The organism is Longimicrobium sp. (assembly GCA_036389795.1).
Classification (GTDB): domain Bacteria; phylum Gemmatimonadota; class Gemmatimonadetes; order Longimicrobiales; family Longimicrobiaceae; genus Longimicrobium.
In genome coordinates, this window is sequence record DASVWD010000192.1 from 1 (window position 1) to 18,598 (window position 18,598).

General features: G+C 76.6%; 2 protein-coding genes. Both read left to right on the forward strand.

What is annotated here, in order from left to right:
• Positions 1 to 3,999 (forward strand): amino acid adenylation domain-containing protein (locus VF746_23620; protein HEX8695422.1); only part of this gene is annotated, 3,999 nt, incomplete at its 5' end.
• Positions 4,000 to 4,439: 440 nt separating this feature from the next.
• The coding region (locus VF746_23625; protein HEX8695423.1) for a non-ribosomal peptide synthase/polyketide synthase at positions 4,440 to 18,598 on the forward strand (14,159 nt) is incomplete at its 3' end.

The window sequence follows — 18,598 nt, forward strand, 5'->3', positions numbered from 1 at the left end:
TCGCCCACCGAGCTGGGGCTGGAGCGGCCGGCCGGCGACGGCGCCGCCGCGGCCGGCTACGCCCGGGTGGAGCGGACGCTGGGGCCGGAGGCGACGGAGCGGCTGCGGGCGGCCGCCCGCCGGCACGGGCTGACGGTGAACACGCTGGCGCAGGGCGCGTGGGCGCTCCTCCTCTCCCGCTACGGCGGCGAGGCGGACGTGGTGTTCGGGGTCACGGTCTCGGGGCGGCCGCCGGAGCTCCCCGGGGTGGAGGAGATCGTGGGGCTCTTCATCAACACCCTCCCCGTGCGGGTGCGGGTGGAGGACGAGCGCCCCGCGGTGGAGTGGCTGCGCGCCCTGCAGGCGCGGCAGGCGGAGATGCGCGACTACGAGTTCACCCCGCTGACGCAGGTGCAGCGCTGGAGCGAGGTCCCGGTGGGGACCCCCCTCTTCGACACCCTCTTCGTCTTCAACAACCAGCCCGTGGAGGACGGCGGCCTCGGCAGGGGCGAGCGCGCCCTCTCCATCGCGGGCAAGCCCGAGCGCGACCAGACCAACTACCCGCTCACGCTCAGCGTCGCGCCCATGGGCGACGACCTCCTCTTCCTGGCCGACCATGCCCGCGCGCACCTCGGCGGCGAGGCGGTGGAGCGGCTCCTCGACCACTACGCCCGGCTCCTGGAGTGGCTCGCCGCCGCCGGCGACCGGCCGCTGGGCGCCGCCGAGCTGCTGTCGGACGAGGAGCGCGAGCGGGTGCTGCGGGAGTGGGGCGAGGCGCCCCTGATCCCGCCGCTGGGGCCGGCGGTCCACGAGCGCTTCGAGCGGTGGGCGGAGCGCGCCCCGGGGGCGGTGGCGGTGGTGGCGGACGGCCGCGAGTGGAGCTACGGCGAGCTGAACGCGCGGGCCAACCGGCTGGCGTGGCGGCTGATGCGGGCCGGCGTGGGCCCCGACGAGCGGGTGGGGGTCTGCATGCGCCGCTCGGCCGCGCAGCTCGCGGCGGTGCTCGCCGTCCTCAAGGCGGGGGGCGCCTACGTCCCCCTGGACCCCGCGTACCCCCGCGAGCGGCTCGCCTTCATGCTGCGCGACGCGCGAGTGCGGCTCCTGCTGGGCGACGAGCGCGCCGCCGCGCTGGGGCTGGACGGCGAGGTCCCCGTCCTCCTGCCCGATGCGGACCCGTCGCTCGAGGAGGAGAGCGACGCCAACCCCGCCGTGCGGGTCCATCCCGCCAACCTCGCCTACGTCATCTACACCTCGGGGTCCACGGGGCGGCCCAAGGGGGTGGCGATGGTGCGGGGCGCCCTGGTGGCGCTCCTGGACTGGCAGCGGCGCGGCTGGCTGGACGACGAGCCCGCGGCCGCGCTGCAGTTCGCCTCGCTCAGCTTCGACGTCTCCTTCCAGGAGATCTTCTCCACCTGGGACGGGGGAGGGCGGCTGGTGCTGGTGGACGAGGAGACGCGCCGCGACCCCGAGCGGCTCCTGGAGTGGGTGGAGCGGCACGGCGTCACCCGCATCTTCCTCCCCTTCGTGGCGCTGCAGAGCCTGGCCGAGGCGGCCGACGCCCTGGGACGCGTCCCGGCCGGGGTGCGCGAGGTGGTCACCGCGGGCGAGCCGCTCCAGTCGACCCCCGCGCTGCGGCGGTGGTTCGCGCGGGCCCCGCGCGCCATCCTCAAGAACGAGTACGGCCCCACCGAGGCCCACGCGGTGTGCTCGTACCGGCTGGGCGCGAGCCCGGAGGCGTGGCCCGCCCTCCCGCCGATCGGGCACCCCGTCGACGGGGCGCGGCTGTACGTGCTGGACCCGGGGATGCGGCCGGTGCCGGCGGGAGTGGCGGGGGAGCTGTACATCGGCGGCGCCGGGGTGGCCCGCGGCTACCTGGAGCGGCCGGGGCTCACCGCCGCGCGCTTCGTCCCCGACCCCTTCGGCGGGGACGGGGGGCGGCTGTACCGGACGGGGGACCGGGTCCGCTGGCTCCCGGACGGGGAGATCGCCTTCCTGGGGCGGCTGGACGGCCAGGTGAAGGTGCGGGGGCACCGGGTGGAGCTGGGCGAGGTGGAGAGCATGCTCCTGGAGCACCCCGGGGTGCCCCAGGCGGCGGCGGTGGTGCGCGAGGGCCCCTCGGGCGACCGGCGGCTGGTGGCGTACGTGGCGGGCGCCGGCGCCGGGATCGATCCCGCCGGGGTGCGCGCCTGGCTCCGCGAGCGCCTCCCGGAGCCCATGGTCCCCTCCGCGGTGGTGGTGCTGGAGAAGTTCCCCCTCACCCCCAGCGGCAAGGTGGACCGCCGGTCGCTCCCCGCCCCCGACGACGCGGCGGCGGGCGCGCGGGAGTACGTGGCGCCGCGCACCGCCGCCGAGGAGGCGGTCGCGCGGATCTGGGCCGAGGTGCTGGGGCGCGAGCGGGTGGGCGCCGAGGACGACTTCTTCGAGCTGGGCGGGCACTCGCTCCTGGCCACGCGCGTGGCCTCGCGGGTGAGCGCGGCGCTGGGGGTGCGGCTCCCCTTGAGGGCGCTCTTCGAGGCGCCCACCGTGGCCGGGGTGGCCGGGCGGGCGGAGGCGCTGCTGGGCGCCGCGGCCGACGCCGGGCCGCCGCCGATCGTCCCCGTCCCCCGCGAGGGCGGGCTCCCGCTCTCCTTCGCGCAGCAGCGGCTCTGGCTCCTGCACCACCTGGACGCCGGCGGCGCCTACAACATCCCCGTGGCGCTGCGCGTCGCGGGCGAGCTGGACGCGGCCGCCCTGGCGTGGGCGCTCACCGGGGTGGCGCGCCGCCACGAGGTGCTGCGCACCACGCTCCACGCCACCCCCGACGGCCGGCCGGTGCAGGTGGTGGGGCCCCCGGAGCCCGCCCGGATCTCCGCGGTCGACCTGTCGGCGCTGGACGGCGCGGCGCGCGAGCGCGAGGCGCGGCGGCTGGCGCGCGCCGAGTCCACGCGGCCCTTCGACCTGGAGCGGGGGCCGCTCTACCGCTGCGCGCTGCTGCGCCTGGCGCCCGGCGACACGGTGGTGCTCTTCACCCTGCACCACGTGGTGAGCGACGGCTGGTCGATGGAGATCCTGGTGCGCGAGGTGTCGGCGCTCTACGGCGCGTACCTGCGCGGCGAGGAGCCGGCGCTCGCGCCGCTGGCGGTGCAGTACGCCGACTACGCGGCGTGGCAGCGGGAGTGGCTGCGGGGCGAGGTGATGGAGCGGGAGCTGGCGTACTGGCGCGGGGCGCTCGCCGGGGCTCCCGCGGTGCTGGAGCTTCCCACCGACCGGCCGCGCCCCGCCGTCCAGGGCTTCCGGGGGCGCACCGTGTCGGCCCTGCTGGCGCCGGAGGTGGCCGGGGGGCTGGCCGAGCTGGGGCGGCGCGAGGCGGCCACCCCCAACATGACGCTCCTGGCGGCCTTCGCGGCCGTCCTCTTCCGGCACACGGGGCAGGAGAAGGTGATCGTGGGCGCGCCGGTGGCCAACCGCGCGCACCGCGAGGTGGAGGGGCTGATCGGCTTCTTCGTCAACCTCCTCCCCCTCTGCGTGGACCTGTCGGGCGATCCGCCGCTCCTGGAGCTGGTGCGCCGGGTGCGGGCCGTCTCGCTGGAGGCCTACACCCACCAGGAGCTCCCCTTCGAGCGCCTGGTCGAGGAGCTGCAGGTGCCGCGCGTTCCCGGGGTGCCGCCGCTGGTGCAGGCCGTGTTCGCCTTCGAGCACGACGCCGAGGGCGGGGACGCCGAATTCCCCGGGCTGGACGTCCGCCCGCTGGAGGGGGTGGTCGACGACACCGCCCGCTTCGACCTGCGGCTGACGGTGGTGCAGCAGGGCGGCGAGCTGGGGGCCGCGCTCCAGTACGACGTGGCGCTCTTCGACGGGGCGACCGCCGAGCGGCTGCTGGCCGACTTCCAGGCGATGGCCGCCGCGCTGGCCGCCGCGCCGGACACGCGCGTGCTGGACGTGCCGCTCGCGGGCCTCCCGGCCGCCGCGCCGCCGGCCGAGGAGCCCCGCGCCGCCCTCGCCGAGTCCGCGGAGTTCGACTTCGAGGCGCTCGGCGCGTGACCCGGCCCGATCCCCCCCTTCCGTCGAACGCCCGACCCCGTCTCCGCCGGCCGAGGTGCGCTCGAGAAGCAGCGCCGCATCTCGAACGGGGTCGGCCAGGTCGGCGGCAGGACCGGGACGAAGCTGCCCCGTCGACCCCGTCGACTCCGTGTGACACCAGGTTGCCGAGCATTGTTCTGGTTCCGAACAGATTGGAATCACACAGAGGACACAGAGAACACAGAGAAACTGAAGACGCGATCGAAGTTCTCTGTGTCCTCTGTGTCCTCCGTGTGAGGCTTTTCAGAAGCTGTACCCGAACGATGCTCTGCAACGTGGTATGAGCCCGATCCGTTGATCCGAATCCCGACCCCGAGCTCCGCAGCCTCCGCGATCCGCGGTTCGATCCCCGTTCCGCTTCCGGAATCCACCCCCCAGGTCCGGACCCCGCAGGTAACCGCATGCTAGAGACACAGACTCCGCGGCTCGCCCTCGACCGCATCCTCTGGGACGAGCGCGCCTACTGGCTGGAGCGCCTTCCGCGCGAGCCGGTCGAGCCCGTGCTGGTTCCCGACCACGCCGCCCCGGAGCGCGGCGGGGAGCGGGACGAAGCCGCGTTCGCGCTGGGCGACGGCGCGCACCGGGCGCTCTGGCGGCTCTCCCGGGGCGACCCGCTGCTGGTGCACGCGACGCTGCTGGCGGGGCTGCAGCTGTGCCTGGCGCGCTACGCGGGGTACGGCGTGGTGATCGTGGGGAGCCCGCCGCGGCTGGGCGCCGCCGGGGCGGGGGAGGAGCCCAACGCGCTCGCCGTCGCCGGCCGGGTGGAGCCCGCCACCCCCTTCCGCGACCTCCTCCTCTCCGTCCGGGATTCGCTGGCCGACGCCTACGCCCGGCAGTCGTATCCCTTCCCGCGCCTGCTGAAGGAGCTGGGGCTGGACGGCGCGGGGCCGGGGTGCCCCCTCTTCGGCGCCAGCCTGGCGCTGGAGGGGTTCCACGGGCCGCTGCTGGACGCGGGCGAGGAGCTGCGCATCGCCGTCCGCGCGGACGAGCGGGGGGTGGAGGGGACCATCCTCTACCCCGCGGCGCGCTACCGGCGCGAGACCGTGGAGGCGTTCGCCGGCCACTTCGCCCGGGCGGTGGAGGCGGCGCTCGCGGCGCCGGCGCGCCCGGTCGGCGAGCTGGAGATCATGCGGCCGGAGGAGCGGCGCCGGGTGCTGGAGGAGTGGAACGCCACGGCGCGCCCCTTCCCTCGCGACCTCTGCGTGCACGAGCTGTTCGAGGCGCAGGTCGCGCGCACGCCGGACGCGGACGCCGTGGAGTTCGGCGCGGAGCGGGTGAGCTACGCGGAGCTGAACGCGCGGGCCAACCGGCTGGCGCGGGCGCTCCGGCGGCGGGGCGTGGGCCCGGAGACGGTCGTCGCGCTCCTGCTGGAGCGCTCGCCGGAGCTGGTGGCGGGGATCCTGGGCGTCCTGAAGGCGGGCGGCGCCTACCTCCCGCTGGACCCGGAGTACCCGGCCGAGCGGCTCCGCTACATGCGCGAGGACTCGGGCGCCCGCGTGCTGGTGACGCGCGGCGCGCTCCTGGAGCGGCTGGGCGAGCTGTCGAGCGAGGACGGGATCGTGCTCCGCGTCGACGCGGACGCGGCCGAGCTGGCGGAGGGGGACGATTCCAATCTCCCGGCGGGCGCCGGGCCGGAGAACCTGGCGTACGTCATCTACACCTCCGGCTCCACGGGACGGCCCAAGGGCGCGGCGATCCGGCACCGGGGCGTGGCCAACTACCTCTCCTGGTTCGGCGCCGAGGTGCTGGGCGGCGAGGCGTACGACCTGCCGCTCATCAGCCGCCTCTCCTTCGACGCGGCGGTGCGGCAGATCTACCCGCCCCTCCTTTCCGGCGGGCGGGTGTGGATCCTCCCCGAGGAGGTGCTGCGGGAGCCCGCGGCGCTGGCGAGGGCGCTGGACGGCCGCGGGCGGCTGGTGGTGGGCGGGGTGCCGTCGCTGTGGAGCATGCTGCTGGAGGCGGTGGAGGCCGGGCAGGCGGAGCTCGGCGGGCTGCAGAAGGTGCTGCTGGGCGGCGAGGCGCTCTCGCCGGAGCTGGTGGCGCGCACGCGGGCGCGCTTCCCCGGGGTGGAGATCTGGAACCACTACGGCCCCACCGAGGCCACGGTGAATACCACCGTCCTGCGCGTGGAGCCGGGGCGCGAGGTGACGCTGGGGCGCCCGGTGGCCAACGTGCGCCTCTACGTGGTGGACGCGGCGGGCAGGCCCGTGCCGGCCGGGGTGCCGGGCGAGCTCCTGGTGGGCGGGGAAGGGGTGGGGCGCGGCTACCTGGGCCGCCCGGCGCTCACGGCGGAGCGCTTCGTCCCCGATCCCTTCGCCGCCGAGCCGGGCGCGCGCCTCTACCGCTCCGGCGACCGGGTGCGGTGGCGGGCGGACGGCGAGCTGCGCTACCTGGGCCGCATCGACGAGCAGGCGAAGGTGCGCGGCTTCCGCGTGGAGCCGGGAGAGATCGAGAGCGCGCTGGAGCGGCACCCGGCCGTGCGCCGCGCCGTGGTGGTGGCGCGCGCGGACGGGGCGGGCGCGTCGCGGCTGGTGGCCTACGTGGTGGGCGAGGGCGCGGCGGAGCCCGACCCGGCGGCGCTCAAGGCCCACCTGGCCGAGCGGCTCCCCGACTACATGGTTCCGGGCGCGTTCGTGGCGCTGGACGCCCTCCCGCTCACCCCCAGCGGGAAGGTGGACCGCCGCGCGCTCCCCGACCCCGGCGACGACGCCTCGCGCGCCGACCTGTACGTGGCGCCGCGCACGCCCGCCGAGGAGGTGCTGGCGGCGATCTGGAGCGAGGTGCTGGAGCTGGAGCGGGTGGGGGTCGAAGACAACTTCTTCGCCCTCGGCGGGCACTCGCTGGTGGCCATGCGGGTGGTCACGCGGGTGCGCGGGGCGTTCGGCGTCGAGCTGCCGCTGCGCGCCATCTTCGAGGCGCAGACGGTCCGCGCGCTGGCCGGGCGGGTGGAGGAGCTGCAGCGGGAGGAGGCGGGCGTGCAGGCGCCGCCGATCGTCCCCGTGCCGCGCGACGGCGCGCTGCCGCTCTCGTTCGCGCAGCAGCGGCTGTGGTTCATCGACCAGCTGGAGCCGGGGAGCGCGCTCTACAACATCCCCGCGGCGCTCCGGCTCACCGGCGCCCTGGACGCCGCCGGCCTGGCGTGGGCGCTCACGGAGGTGGTGCGGCGCCACGAGGTGCTGCGCACCACCTTCGCCATGAACGCGGACGGCGAGGCGGTGCAGGTGGTCCACCCGCCGGCGCCGGTGCGCCTGCCCGTGGTGGACCTCTCGGGCGTGGACGAGGCGGAGCGGGAAGCGCGGGTCGAGCGGCTGGCACGCGAGGAGGCGGCGCGGCCCTTCGATCTGGCGCGGGGGCCGGTGCTGCGCTGCACCCTGCTGCGCCTGGGCGCGGCGGACTCGGTGGTGCTCTTCACCCTGCACCACATCGCCAGCGACGCGTGGTCGTCGAAGCTCCTGCGCGCCGAGGTGACGGCGCTGTACGGGGCCTGGGTGCGCGGCGAGCCGTCGCCGCTCCCCGAGCTGCCGGTGCAGTACGCCGACTACGCCGTGTGGCAGCGCCGCTGGCTGGAGGGCGAGGTGCTGGACCGCCAGCTCGCCTACTGGAAGGAGCGCCTCGCCGGCGCGCCCGCGGTGCTGGAGCTGCCCACCGACCGGGCGCGCCTGGCCGTGGCGGGCACGCGCGGCGGGTTCGCGTCGTTCGCGCTCCCCGACGAGGTGTCGCGCGCGCTGCGCGAGCTGTCGCGGCGCGAGGGGGCCACGCTGTTCATGACGCTCCTGGCCGGGGCGGCGGCGCTCTTCTCGCGCTACGCGGGCCGGCCCGACGTGGTGCTGGGCACCCCGATCGCCAGCCGCTCGCGCGGCGAGACGGAGCGGCTGATCGGCTTCTTCGTGAACACGCTGGCGCTGCGGGTCGACCTCTCGGGCGACCCCACCGTGCGCGAGCTGCTGGGCCGGGTGCGCGAGACGGCGCTGGGCGCGTACGCGCACCAGGACCTGCCGTTCGAGCGGCTGGTGGAGGAGCTGGACGTGGAGCGCAGCCTGGGACGCACGCCGCTCTTCCAGGTGCTCTTCACGCTGGAGGCGGCGGAAGCCGGCGGCGGCGGTCCGCCGGCGCCGGGCGGGCTGCGGATGGAGGCGCTGCCGACGGCGAGCGGGACGGCCAAGTTCGACCTCGACCTGGGGATGGTCGACCACGGGGAGGGCGTCTCCGGGCTGCTGGAGTACCGGGCGGAGCTGTTCGAGCCGGCCACGGTCGAGCGGATGCTGGGGCACCTGCGCGCGCTGCTGGGCGAGATGGCCCTCGCGCCGGAGCGGCGGCTTTCCGAGCTGGAGCTGCTGGGCGAGGCGGAGCGGCGGCGGGTGGTGGAGGAGTGGAACGCCACCGCCCGGGCGTACCCGCGCGGGGCGTGCGTGCACGAGCTGTTCGCGGAGCAGGCGGCGCGGACGCCCGGGGCGGTGGCGCTGGAGTGGGAGGGCGGCGCGCTCACCTACGCGGAGCTCGACGCGCGGGCCGATCGCCTGGCGCGCCGGCTCGGGCGCCTGGGCGTGGGGCCGGAAGTCGTCGCCGGGCTCTGCCTGGAGCGCTCGCCGGAGCTGGTCGTCGCGACCCTCGCCACCCTCACGGCGGGCGGCGCCTACCTGCCGCTGGACCCGGAGCTGCCGCCGGAGCGGCTGCGCTGGGTGCTGGCCGACGCGGGCGCGCGGGTGCTGCTGACGCGCTCCTCGCTCCGCGGGCGGGTGGACGAGGCGGCGGCCGGCGCCTCCGCCGCGGTCGTCTGCGTCGACGCGCCGGGCGCGGAGGCCGAGGACGGGCCGGCGGAGGCGGCGCCGGGCCGGGCGTCGGCCGAAGGGCTGGCGTACGTGATGTACACCTCCGGCTCCACCGGGCGGCCCAAGGGCGTGGCCGTGACGCACCGCAACGTGGTGCGCCTGGTGAAGGGGGCGGACTACGCCTCCTTCGGCCCCGGCGAGGTCTTCCTCCAGCTCGCCCCCGCCTCGTTCGACGCCTCCACCTTCGAGGTCTGGGGCGCGCTGCTGAACGGCGGCCGCCTGGCGATCCATCCCCCCCACACCCCCTCGCTGGAGGAGCTGGGCGACTTCCTGGCCGGGCGCGGGGTGACCACGGCCTGGCTCACGGCGGGGCTCTTCCACCAGATGGCCGACGCCCGGCCGGAGGCGCTGGCGGGGCTCGGCCAGCTCCTGGCCGGCGGCGACGCCCTCTCCGCCCCGCACGTGGAGCGGGTGGCGGGCCTGATGCGGGGCGGGCGGCTGGTCAACGGCTACGGGCCCACCGAGTGCACCACCTTCGCCTGCACGTACACGGTGCCGCCGGGGGGCGTGGGCGCGGGGCCCGTGCCGATCGGGCGGCCGATCGCCAACGCGCGCGCCTACGTGCTGGACGGCGACTTCCGCCCCGTGCCGATCGGGGTGGCGGGCGAGCTGTTCCTGGGCGGCGACGGCGTGGCGCGGGGGTACCTGGGCCGGCCGGGGCCGACGGCGGAGCGCTTCGTCCCCGACCCGCTCGGCGGCGAGCCGGGCGCGCGCCTCTACCGCACCGGCGACCGGGCGCGCTGGCGCGCCGACGGGGAGCTGGAGTTCCTGGGCCGGCTGGACTTCCAGGTGAAGGTGCGGGGCTACCGGATCGAGCCGGGGGAGATCGAGGCCGCGCTGCTGGAGCACCCGGAGGTCCGCGAGGCGGTGGTGCTGGTCCGGGAAGACGCGCCGGGGGAGAAGCGGCTGGTGGCGTACGTGGCGGGGCGGGAGGGGAGCGAGCCCTCGGCCGCGGCGCTGCGGGCGCACCTGGGGGAGCGGCTCCCCGGGTACATGGTGCCGGGCGCGTTCGTGGTGCTGGACGCGCTCCCGCTCACGGCGAACGGGAAGGTGGACCGGCGCTCGCTCCCCGAGCCCGGCCGGCAGCCGTCCACGAGCGCGCACGTGGCCCCCCGCACGGCGGTGGAGGAGGTGCTGGCGGAGATCTGGGGCGCGGTGCTGGGCGTCGAGCGGGTGGGGGTGGAGGACAACTTCTTCGAGCTGGGCGGGCATTCCCTGGTCGCCACGCGCCTCGTCTCGCGGGTGCGCCAGGCGTTCGGGGTGGAGCTGCCGCTGCGCGCCGTCTTCGAGGCGCAGACCGTCGCGGAGCTGGCGCTGCGCGTGGAGGCGCTGCGCGGGACGGCGGTCCAGGCGCCGCCCATCGTCCCCGCCCGGCGCGACGGCGAGCTGCCGCTCTCCTTCGCGCAGCAGCGGCTCTGGTTCATCGACCGGCTGGAGCCGGGGAGCGCGGCCTACAACCTCCCGGTCGCCCTGCGGCTGCGGGGAGACCTCGATCCCGCCGGGCTGCGGTGGGCGCTCGAGGAAGTGATGCGGCGCCACGAGGTGCTGCGTACCACCTTCGGCACCGGCGCCGACGGGGAGCCGGTGCAGGTGGTCCACGCGCCCGCGCCGGTCACGCTGCCGGTCGTGGACCTGACGGGCCTGGACGAGGCGGAGCGGGAGGCCCGGCTCCAGCGGCTGGCGAGCGAGGACGCCGCGCGCCCGTTCGACCTGGCGCGGGGGCCGGTGCTGCGCTGCACGCTCCTGCGGCTGGGCGCGGCGGACTCGGCGGTGCTCTTCAACCTGCACCACATCGCCAGCGACGGCTGGTCGATGGGGATCCTGCAGCGCGAGGTGACGGCGCTGTACGAGGCGTGGACCCGCGGGGAGGACGCGGACCTCCCCGGTCTGCCCGTGCAGTACGCCGACTACGCGGTGTGGCAGCGGCGCTGGCTGGAGGGCGAGGTGCTGGAGCACCAGGTGGCGTACTGGCGCGAGCGGCTGGCCGGGGCGCCCGCGGTGCTGGAGCTGCCGACCGACCGGCCGCGCCCCGCGGTGTCGAGCGGGCGCGGCGCGAGCCACGGCTTCACGCTCTCGCCCGAGCTGTCGCGGGCGCTGCGGGAGCTCTCCCGGCGCGAGGGCGCCACGCTGTACATGACGCTGCTGGCCGCGTGGCAGGCGCTCCTCGGCAGGTACGGCGCGGGCGAGGACGTGGTGGTGGGCACTCCGGTGGCCGGGCGCACGCGCCTGGAGACGGAGGGGCTGATCGGCTTCTTCGTCAACACGCTGGTGATCCGCACCCGGCTGGAGGGCGACCCCACCTTCCGCGAGGCGCTGGCGCGGGTGCGCGACGGCGTGCTGGAGGCGCAGGCGCACCAGGACGTCCCCTTCGAGCGGCTGGTCGACGAGCTGGGGGTGGAGCGGAGCCTGGCGCACACCCCGGTCTTCCAGGTGATGTTCTCGCTCGAGCAGGCGGCCCGCCAGCGCGACGAGGGGCTGCGGCTGGGCGAGGTGGAGATCGACCCGCTCGCCTCCGACAGCGGGACGGCCAAGTTCGACCTCACGCTGGGGATGAGCGAGGAGGGCGAGCGGCTGGCCGGCTCGCTCGGCTACCGCGCCGACCTGTTCGACGCGGCCACGGCCGGGCGGCTGGCCCGCCACCTGGCGCGCCTGCTGGAGCAGGCCGCGGCCGACCCCGACGCCCGGCTCTCGGAGCTGGAGCTGCTGGACGAGGACGAGCGGCGGCGGGCGCTGGAGGCGTGGGGCGCCGCGCCGGCCGAGTTCCCCGCGCAGGCGGTGCACCGCCGCTTCGAGGCGCAGGCCGCGCGCACGCCCGACGCGCCCGCCGTCACCTGCGGCGAGCGGACGCTCACCTACCGGGAGCTCGACGAGCGCTCCAACCGGCTCGCGCACCGCCTGCGCGGGCTCGGCGTCGCCCCCGACGTGCGGGTGGGGCTCTGCCTGGAGCGGAGCCCGGAGCTGGTGGCCGCCGTGCTGGGCGTGCTCAAGGCGGGCGGCGCCTACGTGCCGCTCGACCCCGCCTACCCCGCCGACCGCCTGGCCTTCGTGCTGGAGGACGCCGGGATCGGCGTCCTGCTCACCCACTCGGCGCTCCGCGGCCGGCTCCCGGAGTTCGGCGGGACGACGCTCTGCCTGGACGAGGCGTGGCCCGAGCTCGAGCGCGAGAGCGCCGCCTCGCCCGGCGCCGCGGTCCTTCCGGCGCACCTGGCGTACGTGATCTACACCTCGGGCTCCACCGGCCGCCCCAAGGGGGTGCTGGTCACCCACGCCAACGTGGCCCGCCTCTTCGAGGCCACCGACGCGTGGTTCGGGTTCGGGGAGAGCGACGTGTGGACGCTCTTCCACTCCTACGCCTTCGACTTCTCGGTCTGGGAGATCTGGGGCGCGCTCCTCTACGGCGGCCGCCTGGTGGTCGTCCCCTTCGAGGTCTCCCGTTCGCCGGAGGAGTTCCGCGCGCTGCTGGCGCGCGAGCGGGTGACGGTGCTCAGCCAGACGCCCTCGGCGTTCCGCCAGCTGATCGAGGCCGACCGCGCGGCGGGCGACGCCGCGGGCCCGCTGGCGCTCGAGTGGGTGGTCTTCGGCGGCGAGGCGCTCTCGCTGGAGGCGCTGCGTCCCTGGATCGCGCGCCACGGCGACGAGCGCCCGCGCCTGGTGAACATGTACGGGATCACCGAGACCACCGTGCACGTCACCTGGCGGAGGATCACGCGCGAGGACGTGGAGCGGGGCGAGGCCAGCGTGATCGGCGCGCCGATCCCCGACCTCAGCCTGTACGTGCTGGACGGGCGGATGCGGCCGGTGCCGCCGGGGGTGGCGGGCGAGCTGTACGTGGGCGGCGCGGGGCTGGCGCGCGGCTACCTGGGCCGGCCGGGGCTCGCCGCGGAGCGCTTCGTCCCCGATCCCTTCGGCGCCGCGCCGGGCGGGCGGCTGTACCGCACCGGCGACCGGGCGCGGCTGCGCACCGACGGCGAGCTGGAGTACCTGGGGCGCGCCGACGAGCAGGTGAAGGTGCGCGGCTTCCGCATCGAGCCGGGCGAGATCGAGCGCGTGCTGCTGGAGCACCCCGCCGTGCGCGAGGCGGTGGTGGTGGCGCGCGAGGACGCCCCCGGCGACCGGCGGCTGGCCGCCTACCTGGTCCCCGACGCCGAGACGGCCGGCACCGCCGCCCGGCTGCTGCGGCTGCAGGCCGGGGAGCGCCTGAACGGGCGCCCGGTGGTGGTGCTCCCCAACGGCATGCCCGTGGTGTCGCACAACGCGCACGAGACGGAGTTCCTCTACCGCGAGATCTTCGAGCGCGACACCTACCTGGGCGGCGGCGTCCACCTCCCCGCCGACGCGGTGGTCTTCGACGTGGGCGCCAACGCCGGCTTCTTCACCCTCCAGGTGGCGCGGCGCCGCCCGGGCGCCACCGTCTACGCCTTCGAGCCGATCCCGCCCGTGTTCGAGACGCTCGCGCTGAACGCGGAGCTGCACGGCGTGCGTGGGCGCCTGTTCGCGTGCGGCCTGGCGGAGCGGCCCGGGCGGGCGGAGTTCTCGTACTACCCCCACGCCTCGGTCCTCTCGGGCCGGCACGCCAGCGCCGCCGAGGAGCGCGGGGTGGTCCGCTCGTTCCTGCTGGGCTCCGACGCGGCGGCGGTGGACGGGGGCGTACTGGAGGAGCTGCTCGACGAGCGGCTGCGCGTGGAGCGCTGCGAGTGCGAGCTGCGCACCCTCTCCGACGTGATCCGGGCCGAGGGCGTGGACCGCATCGACCTGCTCAAGGTGGACGTGGAGAAGAGCGAGCTCGAGGTGCTGGAGGGGCTCGCGGCCGAGCACTGGCCGCTGGTGCGGCAGGTGGTGCTGGAGGTGCACGACACGGACGGGCGGCTGGACCGGGTGCGCTCGCTCCTGGAGAGCCGCGGCTTCACCGTGGCCGTCGGCCAGGACAGCGCGCTCGCCGGCACGCCGCTCTTCGACGTCTACGCCCGCCGCCCGGAGGTGGCGGCCCCGGCGGCGGACGCGGAGCTCGACCCGGCCGAGAACGAGCGCTGGGAGGAGCCGGCCGAGCTCGTGGCCGCGGCGCGGCGCTGGTGCCGCGACCGGCTGCCGGACTACATGGTCCCCGGGGCCTTCGTGGTGCTGGACCGGCTCCCCCTCACCTCCAACGGCAAGGTCGACCGGCGGGCGCTCCCCGCGCCGCAGCGCGCGGAGGCGGAGCGCCGGTACGCGGCGCCGCGCACGGCCGCCGAGGAGGTGCTGGCGGCGATCTGGGGCGAGGTGCTGGGGATCGAGCGGGTGGGGGCGGAGGACAACTTCTTCGAGCTGGGCGGGCACTCCCTCATCGCCACGCGCGTGGTGGTGCGCGCCCGCCAGGCGTTCGGCGTCGAGCTGCCGGTGCGCGCGGTGTTCGAGGCGCAGACGGTGCGCGCGCTGGCCGGGCGCGTGGAGGAGCTGCGGAGCGGCGGCGCGGGGGTGGAGGCGCCGCCGGTCGTCCCCGTGCCGCGCGAGGGCGCCCTGCCGCTGTCGTTCGCGCAGCGGCGGCTGTGGTTCATCGACCGGCTGGAGCCGGGGAGCGCCGCGTACAACATCCCCGTCGCGCTCAGGCTGCAGGGCGCGCTGGACGCGGCCGGGCTGGCGTGGGCGCTCGGCGAGGTGGTGCGGCGCCACGAGGTGCTGCGCACCACCTTCGCCATGGACGCGGACGGCGAGGCGGTGCAGGTGGTCCACGCGCCGGCGCCGGTGCGGCTGCCCGTGGTCGACCTTTCCGCGGTCGGCGCGGCGGAGCGCGAGGCCCTCGCCGCGCGGCTGGCGAGCGAGGAGGCCGCGCGCCCCTTCGACCTGGCGCGGGGGCCGGTGCTGCGCTGCACGCTGCTGCGCCTCGGCGCGGCGGAGTCGGTGGTGCTCTTCACCGTGCACCACATCGCCAGCGACGGCTGGTCGATCGAGATCCTGCAGCGCGAGGTGACGGCGCTCTACGAGGCGTACGTGAGCGGGGAAGACGCCCGTCTCCCCGCGCTGCCGGTGCAGTACGCGGACTACGCGGTGTGGCAGCGGCGGTGGCTGGAGGGCGAGGTGCTGGAGCGCCAGGTGGCGTACTGGCGCCGGCGGCTGGCGGGCGCGCCGGCGGTGCTGGACCTGCCCCTCGACCGCCCGCGCCCGGCGGTGGCGGGCCGGCGCGGCGCGAGCCACGGCTTCGCGCTCTCGCCGGAGCTGTCGCGGGCCCTGCGGGAGCTCTCCCGCCGCGAGGGCGCCACGCTGTACATGACGCTGCTGGCGGCGTGGCAGGCGCTCCTCGCCCGCCACGGGGCGGGCGACGACGTGCCGGTGGGGACCCCGGTCGCGGGGCGCACGCGGCTGGAGACGGAGAACCTGATCGGCTTCTTCATCAACACGCTGGTGATCCGCACCCGGCTGGAGGGCGACCCCACCTTCCGGGAAGTGCTCGCGCGGGTGCGCGAGGGCGTGCTGGAGGCGCAGGCGCACCAGGACGTGCCGTTCGAGCGGCTGGTGGAGGAGCTGGACGTGGAGCGCAGCCTCTCCCACACCCCGCTCTTCCAGGTGCTCTTCACCTTCCAGTCGGCGCAGCGCGGAGACGGCCTGCGGCTGGGCGAGGCGGAGATCGACCGGATCGACGCCGACAGCGGGACGGTGAAGTTCGACCTCGACCTGGGCATGGGCGAGGCCGGCGAGCGGCTGTGGGGCTCGCTCTCCTACCGCGCGGAACTCTTCGATGCGGCGACCGCGGAGCGGCTGGCGGGGCACCTGGCGCGCCTGCTGGAGCGGGCGGCGGCCGACCCCGACGCCCGGATCTCCGAGCTGGAGCTGCTGGACGAGGCCGAGCGGCGGCGGGTGCTGGAGGAGTGGAACGACACCCGGGCGCCGGTCCCGGCCGAGCCGGTGCACCGCCGCCTCGAGGCCTGGGCCGCGCGCACCCCGGACGCGCTCGCCGTGGTGTCGTGGGACGGCGCCCGCTGGACGTACGCGGAGCTGAACGAGCGCGTCAACCGCGTGGCGCACCGCCTCCTGCGCCTGGGCGCGGGCCCGGAGACGCGGGTGGCGGTGCTGATGGAGCGCTCGGCGGAGATGGTGGCCGCGCTCTACGGCGTGCTCAAGGCGGGGGCGGCGTACGTCCCCGTGGACCCCGGCTACCCGGCCGAGCGCGTCGCCCACATGCTGGCCGACGCCGCCGCGCCCGTCGTCCTCACCCGGTCCGACCTGGCCGGCCGCATCGCATCTCCCGGGACCGCCGTCGTCGCCGTCGACGGCGAGGACGTCTCCGGCGAGCGCGGCGACGATCCGCCGCTCTCCATCCACCCGGAGAGCCTGGCGTACGCCATCTACACCTCGGGGTCGACGGGGACGCCCAAGGGGGCGGCGATCCCGCACCGGGCGCTGGCCAACCACACGGCGTGGATGCAGGACGCCTTCCCGCTCGGGCCGGACGACCGCGTCCTCCAGAAGACGCCGTTCTCCTTCGACGCGTCGGTGTGGGAGTTCCACGCGCCGCTCGCGGCGGGCGCCACGCTGGTGATGGCCGCCCCCGACGCGCACCGCGACCCGGCGCTCCTCCTGCGCGAGGTCGAGGAGCACGGGGTCACCATCCTCCAGGTCGTCCCCACGCTGCTCGGCGCGCTGCTGGAGGAGCCGGCGCTCGCGCGCTGCGGCTCGCTGCGCCGCCTCTTCGCGGGGGGCGAGGCGCTCCCGCCCGCGCTGGTGCGCCGCCTCCGCGAGGCGCTCCCGTCCGTCGAGGCGGTGAACCTGTACGGGCCCACCGAGGTCTGCATCGACGCCGCCGCGCACGTCGCCGCTGGTGAAGAGGGGGCCACGGTGCCGATCGGGCGGCCGGTGCGCAACACGCGGGCGTACGTGCTGGACGGGCGGATGCGTCCGGCCGCGCCCGGCGTCCCCGGCGAGCTGTACCTGGCCGGCGCGCAGGTGGGGCGAGGCTACCTGGGCCGCCCCGCGCAGACCGCGGCGGCGTTCGTGCCCGACCCGTTCGCCGCCGAGCCGGGCGCGCGGCTGTACCGCACGGGCGACCGCGCGCGCTGGCTGGCCACGGGCGAGCTGGAGTACCTGGGGCGCGCCGACGAGCAGGTGAAGGTGCGGGGCTACCGCATCGAGCCGGGCGAGGTCGAGAGCGTGCTGCGGGGGCACCCGGCCGTGCGCGAGGCCGCCGTGGCCGCGCGCGAGGACGCGCCCGGGACCCGGCGGCTGGTGGCGTACGTGGTGGGCGAGGGCGGGGAGAAGCCCGATCCGGCGGCGCTGCGGAAGCACCTCTCGGCGCGGCTCCCCGACTACATGGTGCCGGGCGCGTTCGTGGCGCTGGAGGCGCTGCCGCTCACGCCCAGCGGCAAGGTGGACCGGCGGGCGCTGCCGGCGCCGGAGCGCGCGGAGGCGGAGCGGGCGTACGTCGCGCCGCGCACCGCCGCCGAGGAGGTGCTGGCGGGGATCTGGAGCGTGGTGCTGGGCGTGGAGCGGGTCGGGGTCGAGGACAACTTCTTCGAGCTGGGCGGCCATTCGCTGGTCGCCACGCGGGTGGTCTCGCGGGTGCGCCAGGCCTTTGGCGTGGAGCTGCCGCTGCGCGCGGTGTTCGAGGCGCAGACGGTGGGCGCGCTCGCCGGCCGCGTGGAGGAGCTGCAGCGCGGCGGAGCGGGCGTGGCAGCGCCGCCGATCGTCCCCGTGCCGCGCGATGGGGAGCTGCCGCTCTCGTTCGCGCAGCAGCGGCTGTGGTTCCTGGACCGGCTGGAGCCGGGGAGCGCGGCCTACAACGTCCCGGTGGCGCTCAGGCTGGCCGGAGAGCTGGACGCGGCCGCGCTGGCGTGGGCGCTCGGCGAGGTCGTGCGCCGGCACGAGGTGCTGCGGACCACCTTCGGCGTCGGCGCGGACGGCGAGGCGGTGCAGGTGGTCCACGCGCCGGCGCCGGTGCGGCTCCCCGTGGTGGACCTCTCCGCCCTCGACGCGGCGGAGCGGGAGTCCGCCGTCGCGCGGCTGGCGAGCGAAGAGGCGGCGCGGCCGTTCGACCTGGCGCGCGGCCCGGTCCTGCGCTGCACGCTGCTGCGGGTGGGAACGGAAGAGTCGGTGCTGCTCTTCACCCTGCACCACATCGCCAGCGACGCCTGGTCGATGGAGATCCTGCAGCGCGAGGTGACGGCGCTGTACGGGGCCCGGGTGCGCGGCGAAGAGGCGCATCTCCCCGAGCTGCCGGTGCAGTACGCGGACTACGCGGTGTGGCAGCGCCGCTGGCTGGAGGGCGAGGTGCTGCAGCGGCAGCTGGCGTACTGGCGCGAGCGGCTGGCTGGCGCCCCCGCCGTGCTGGAGCTGCCGACGGACCGCCCGCGCCCGGCGGTGGTGGACCCGCGGGGCGGGCGCGCCTCCTTCACGCTCCCGGACGAAGTCTCGCGGGACCTGCGCGAGCTGTCGCGGCGCGAGGGCGCGACGCTGTTCATGACGCTGCTGGCGGGCGTGGCGGCGCTGCTCTCGCGCTACGCGGCCCAGACCGACGTGGTGGTGGGCACTCCCATCGCGAACCGCTCGCGCGGCGAGACGGAGGACCTGATCGGCTTCTTCCTGAACACGCTGGCGCTGCGGGTGGACCTGTCGGGCGACCCCACCGTGCGCGAGCTGCTGGGCCGGGTGCGCGAGACGGCGCTGGGCGCGTACGCGCACCAGGAGGTGCCGTTCGAGCGGCTGGTGGACGAGCTGGACGTGGAGCGCAGCCTGGGCCACACGCCGCTCTTCCAGGTGCTCTTCAC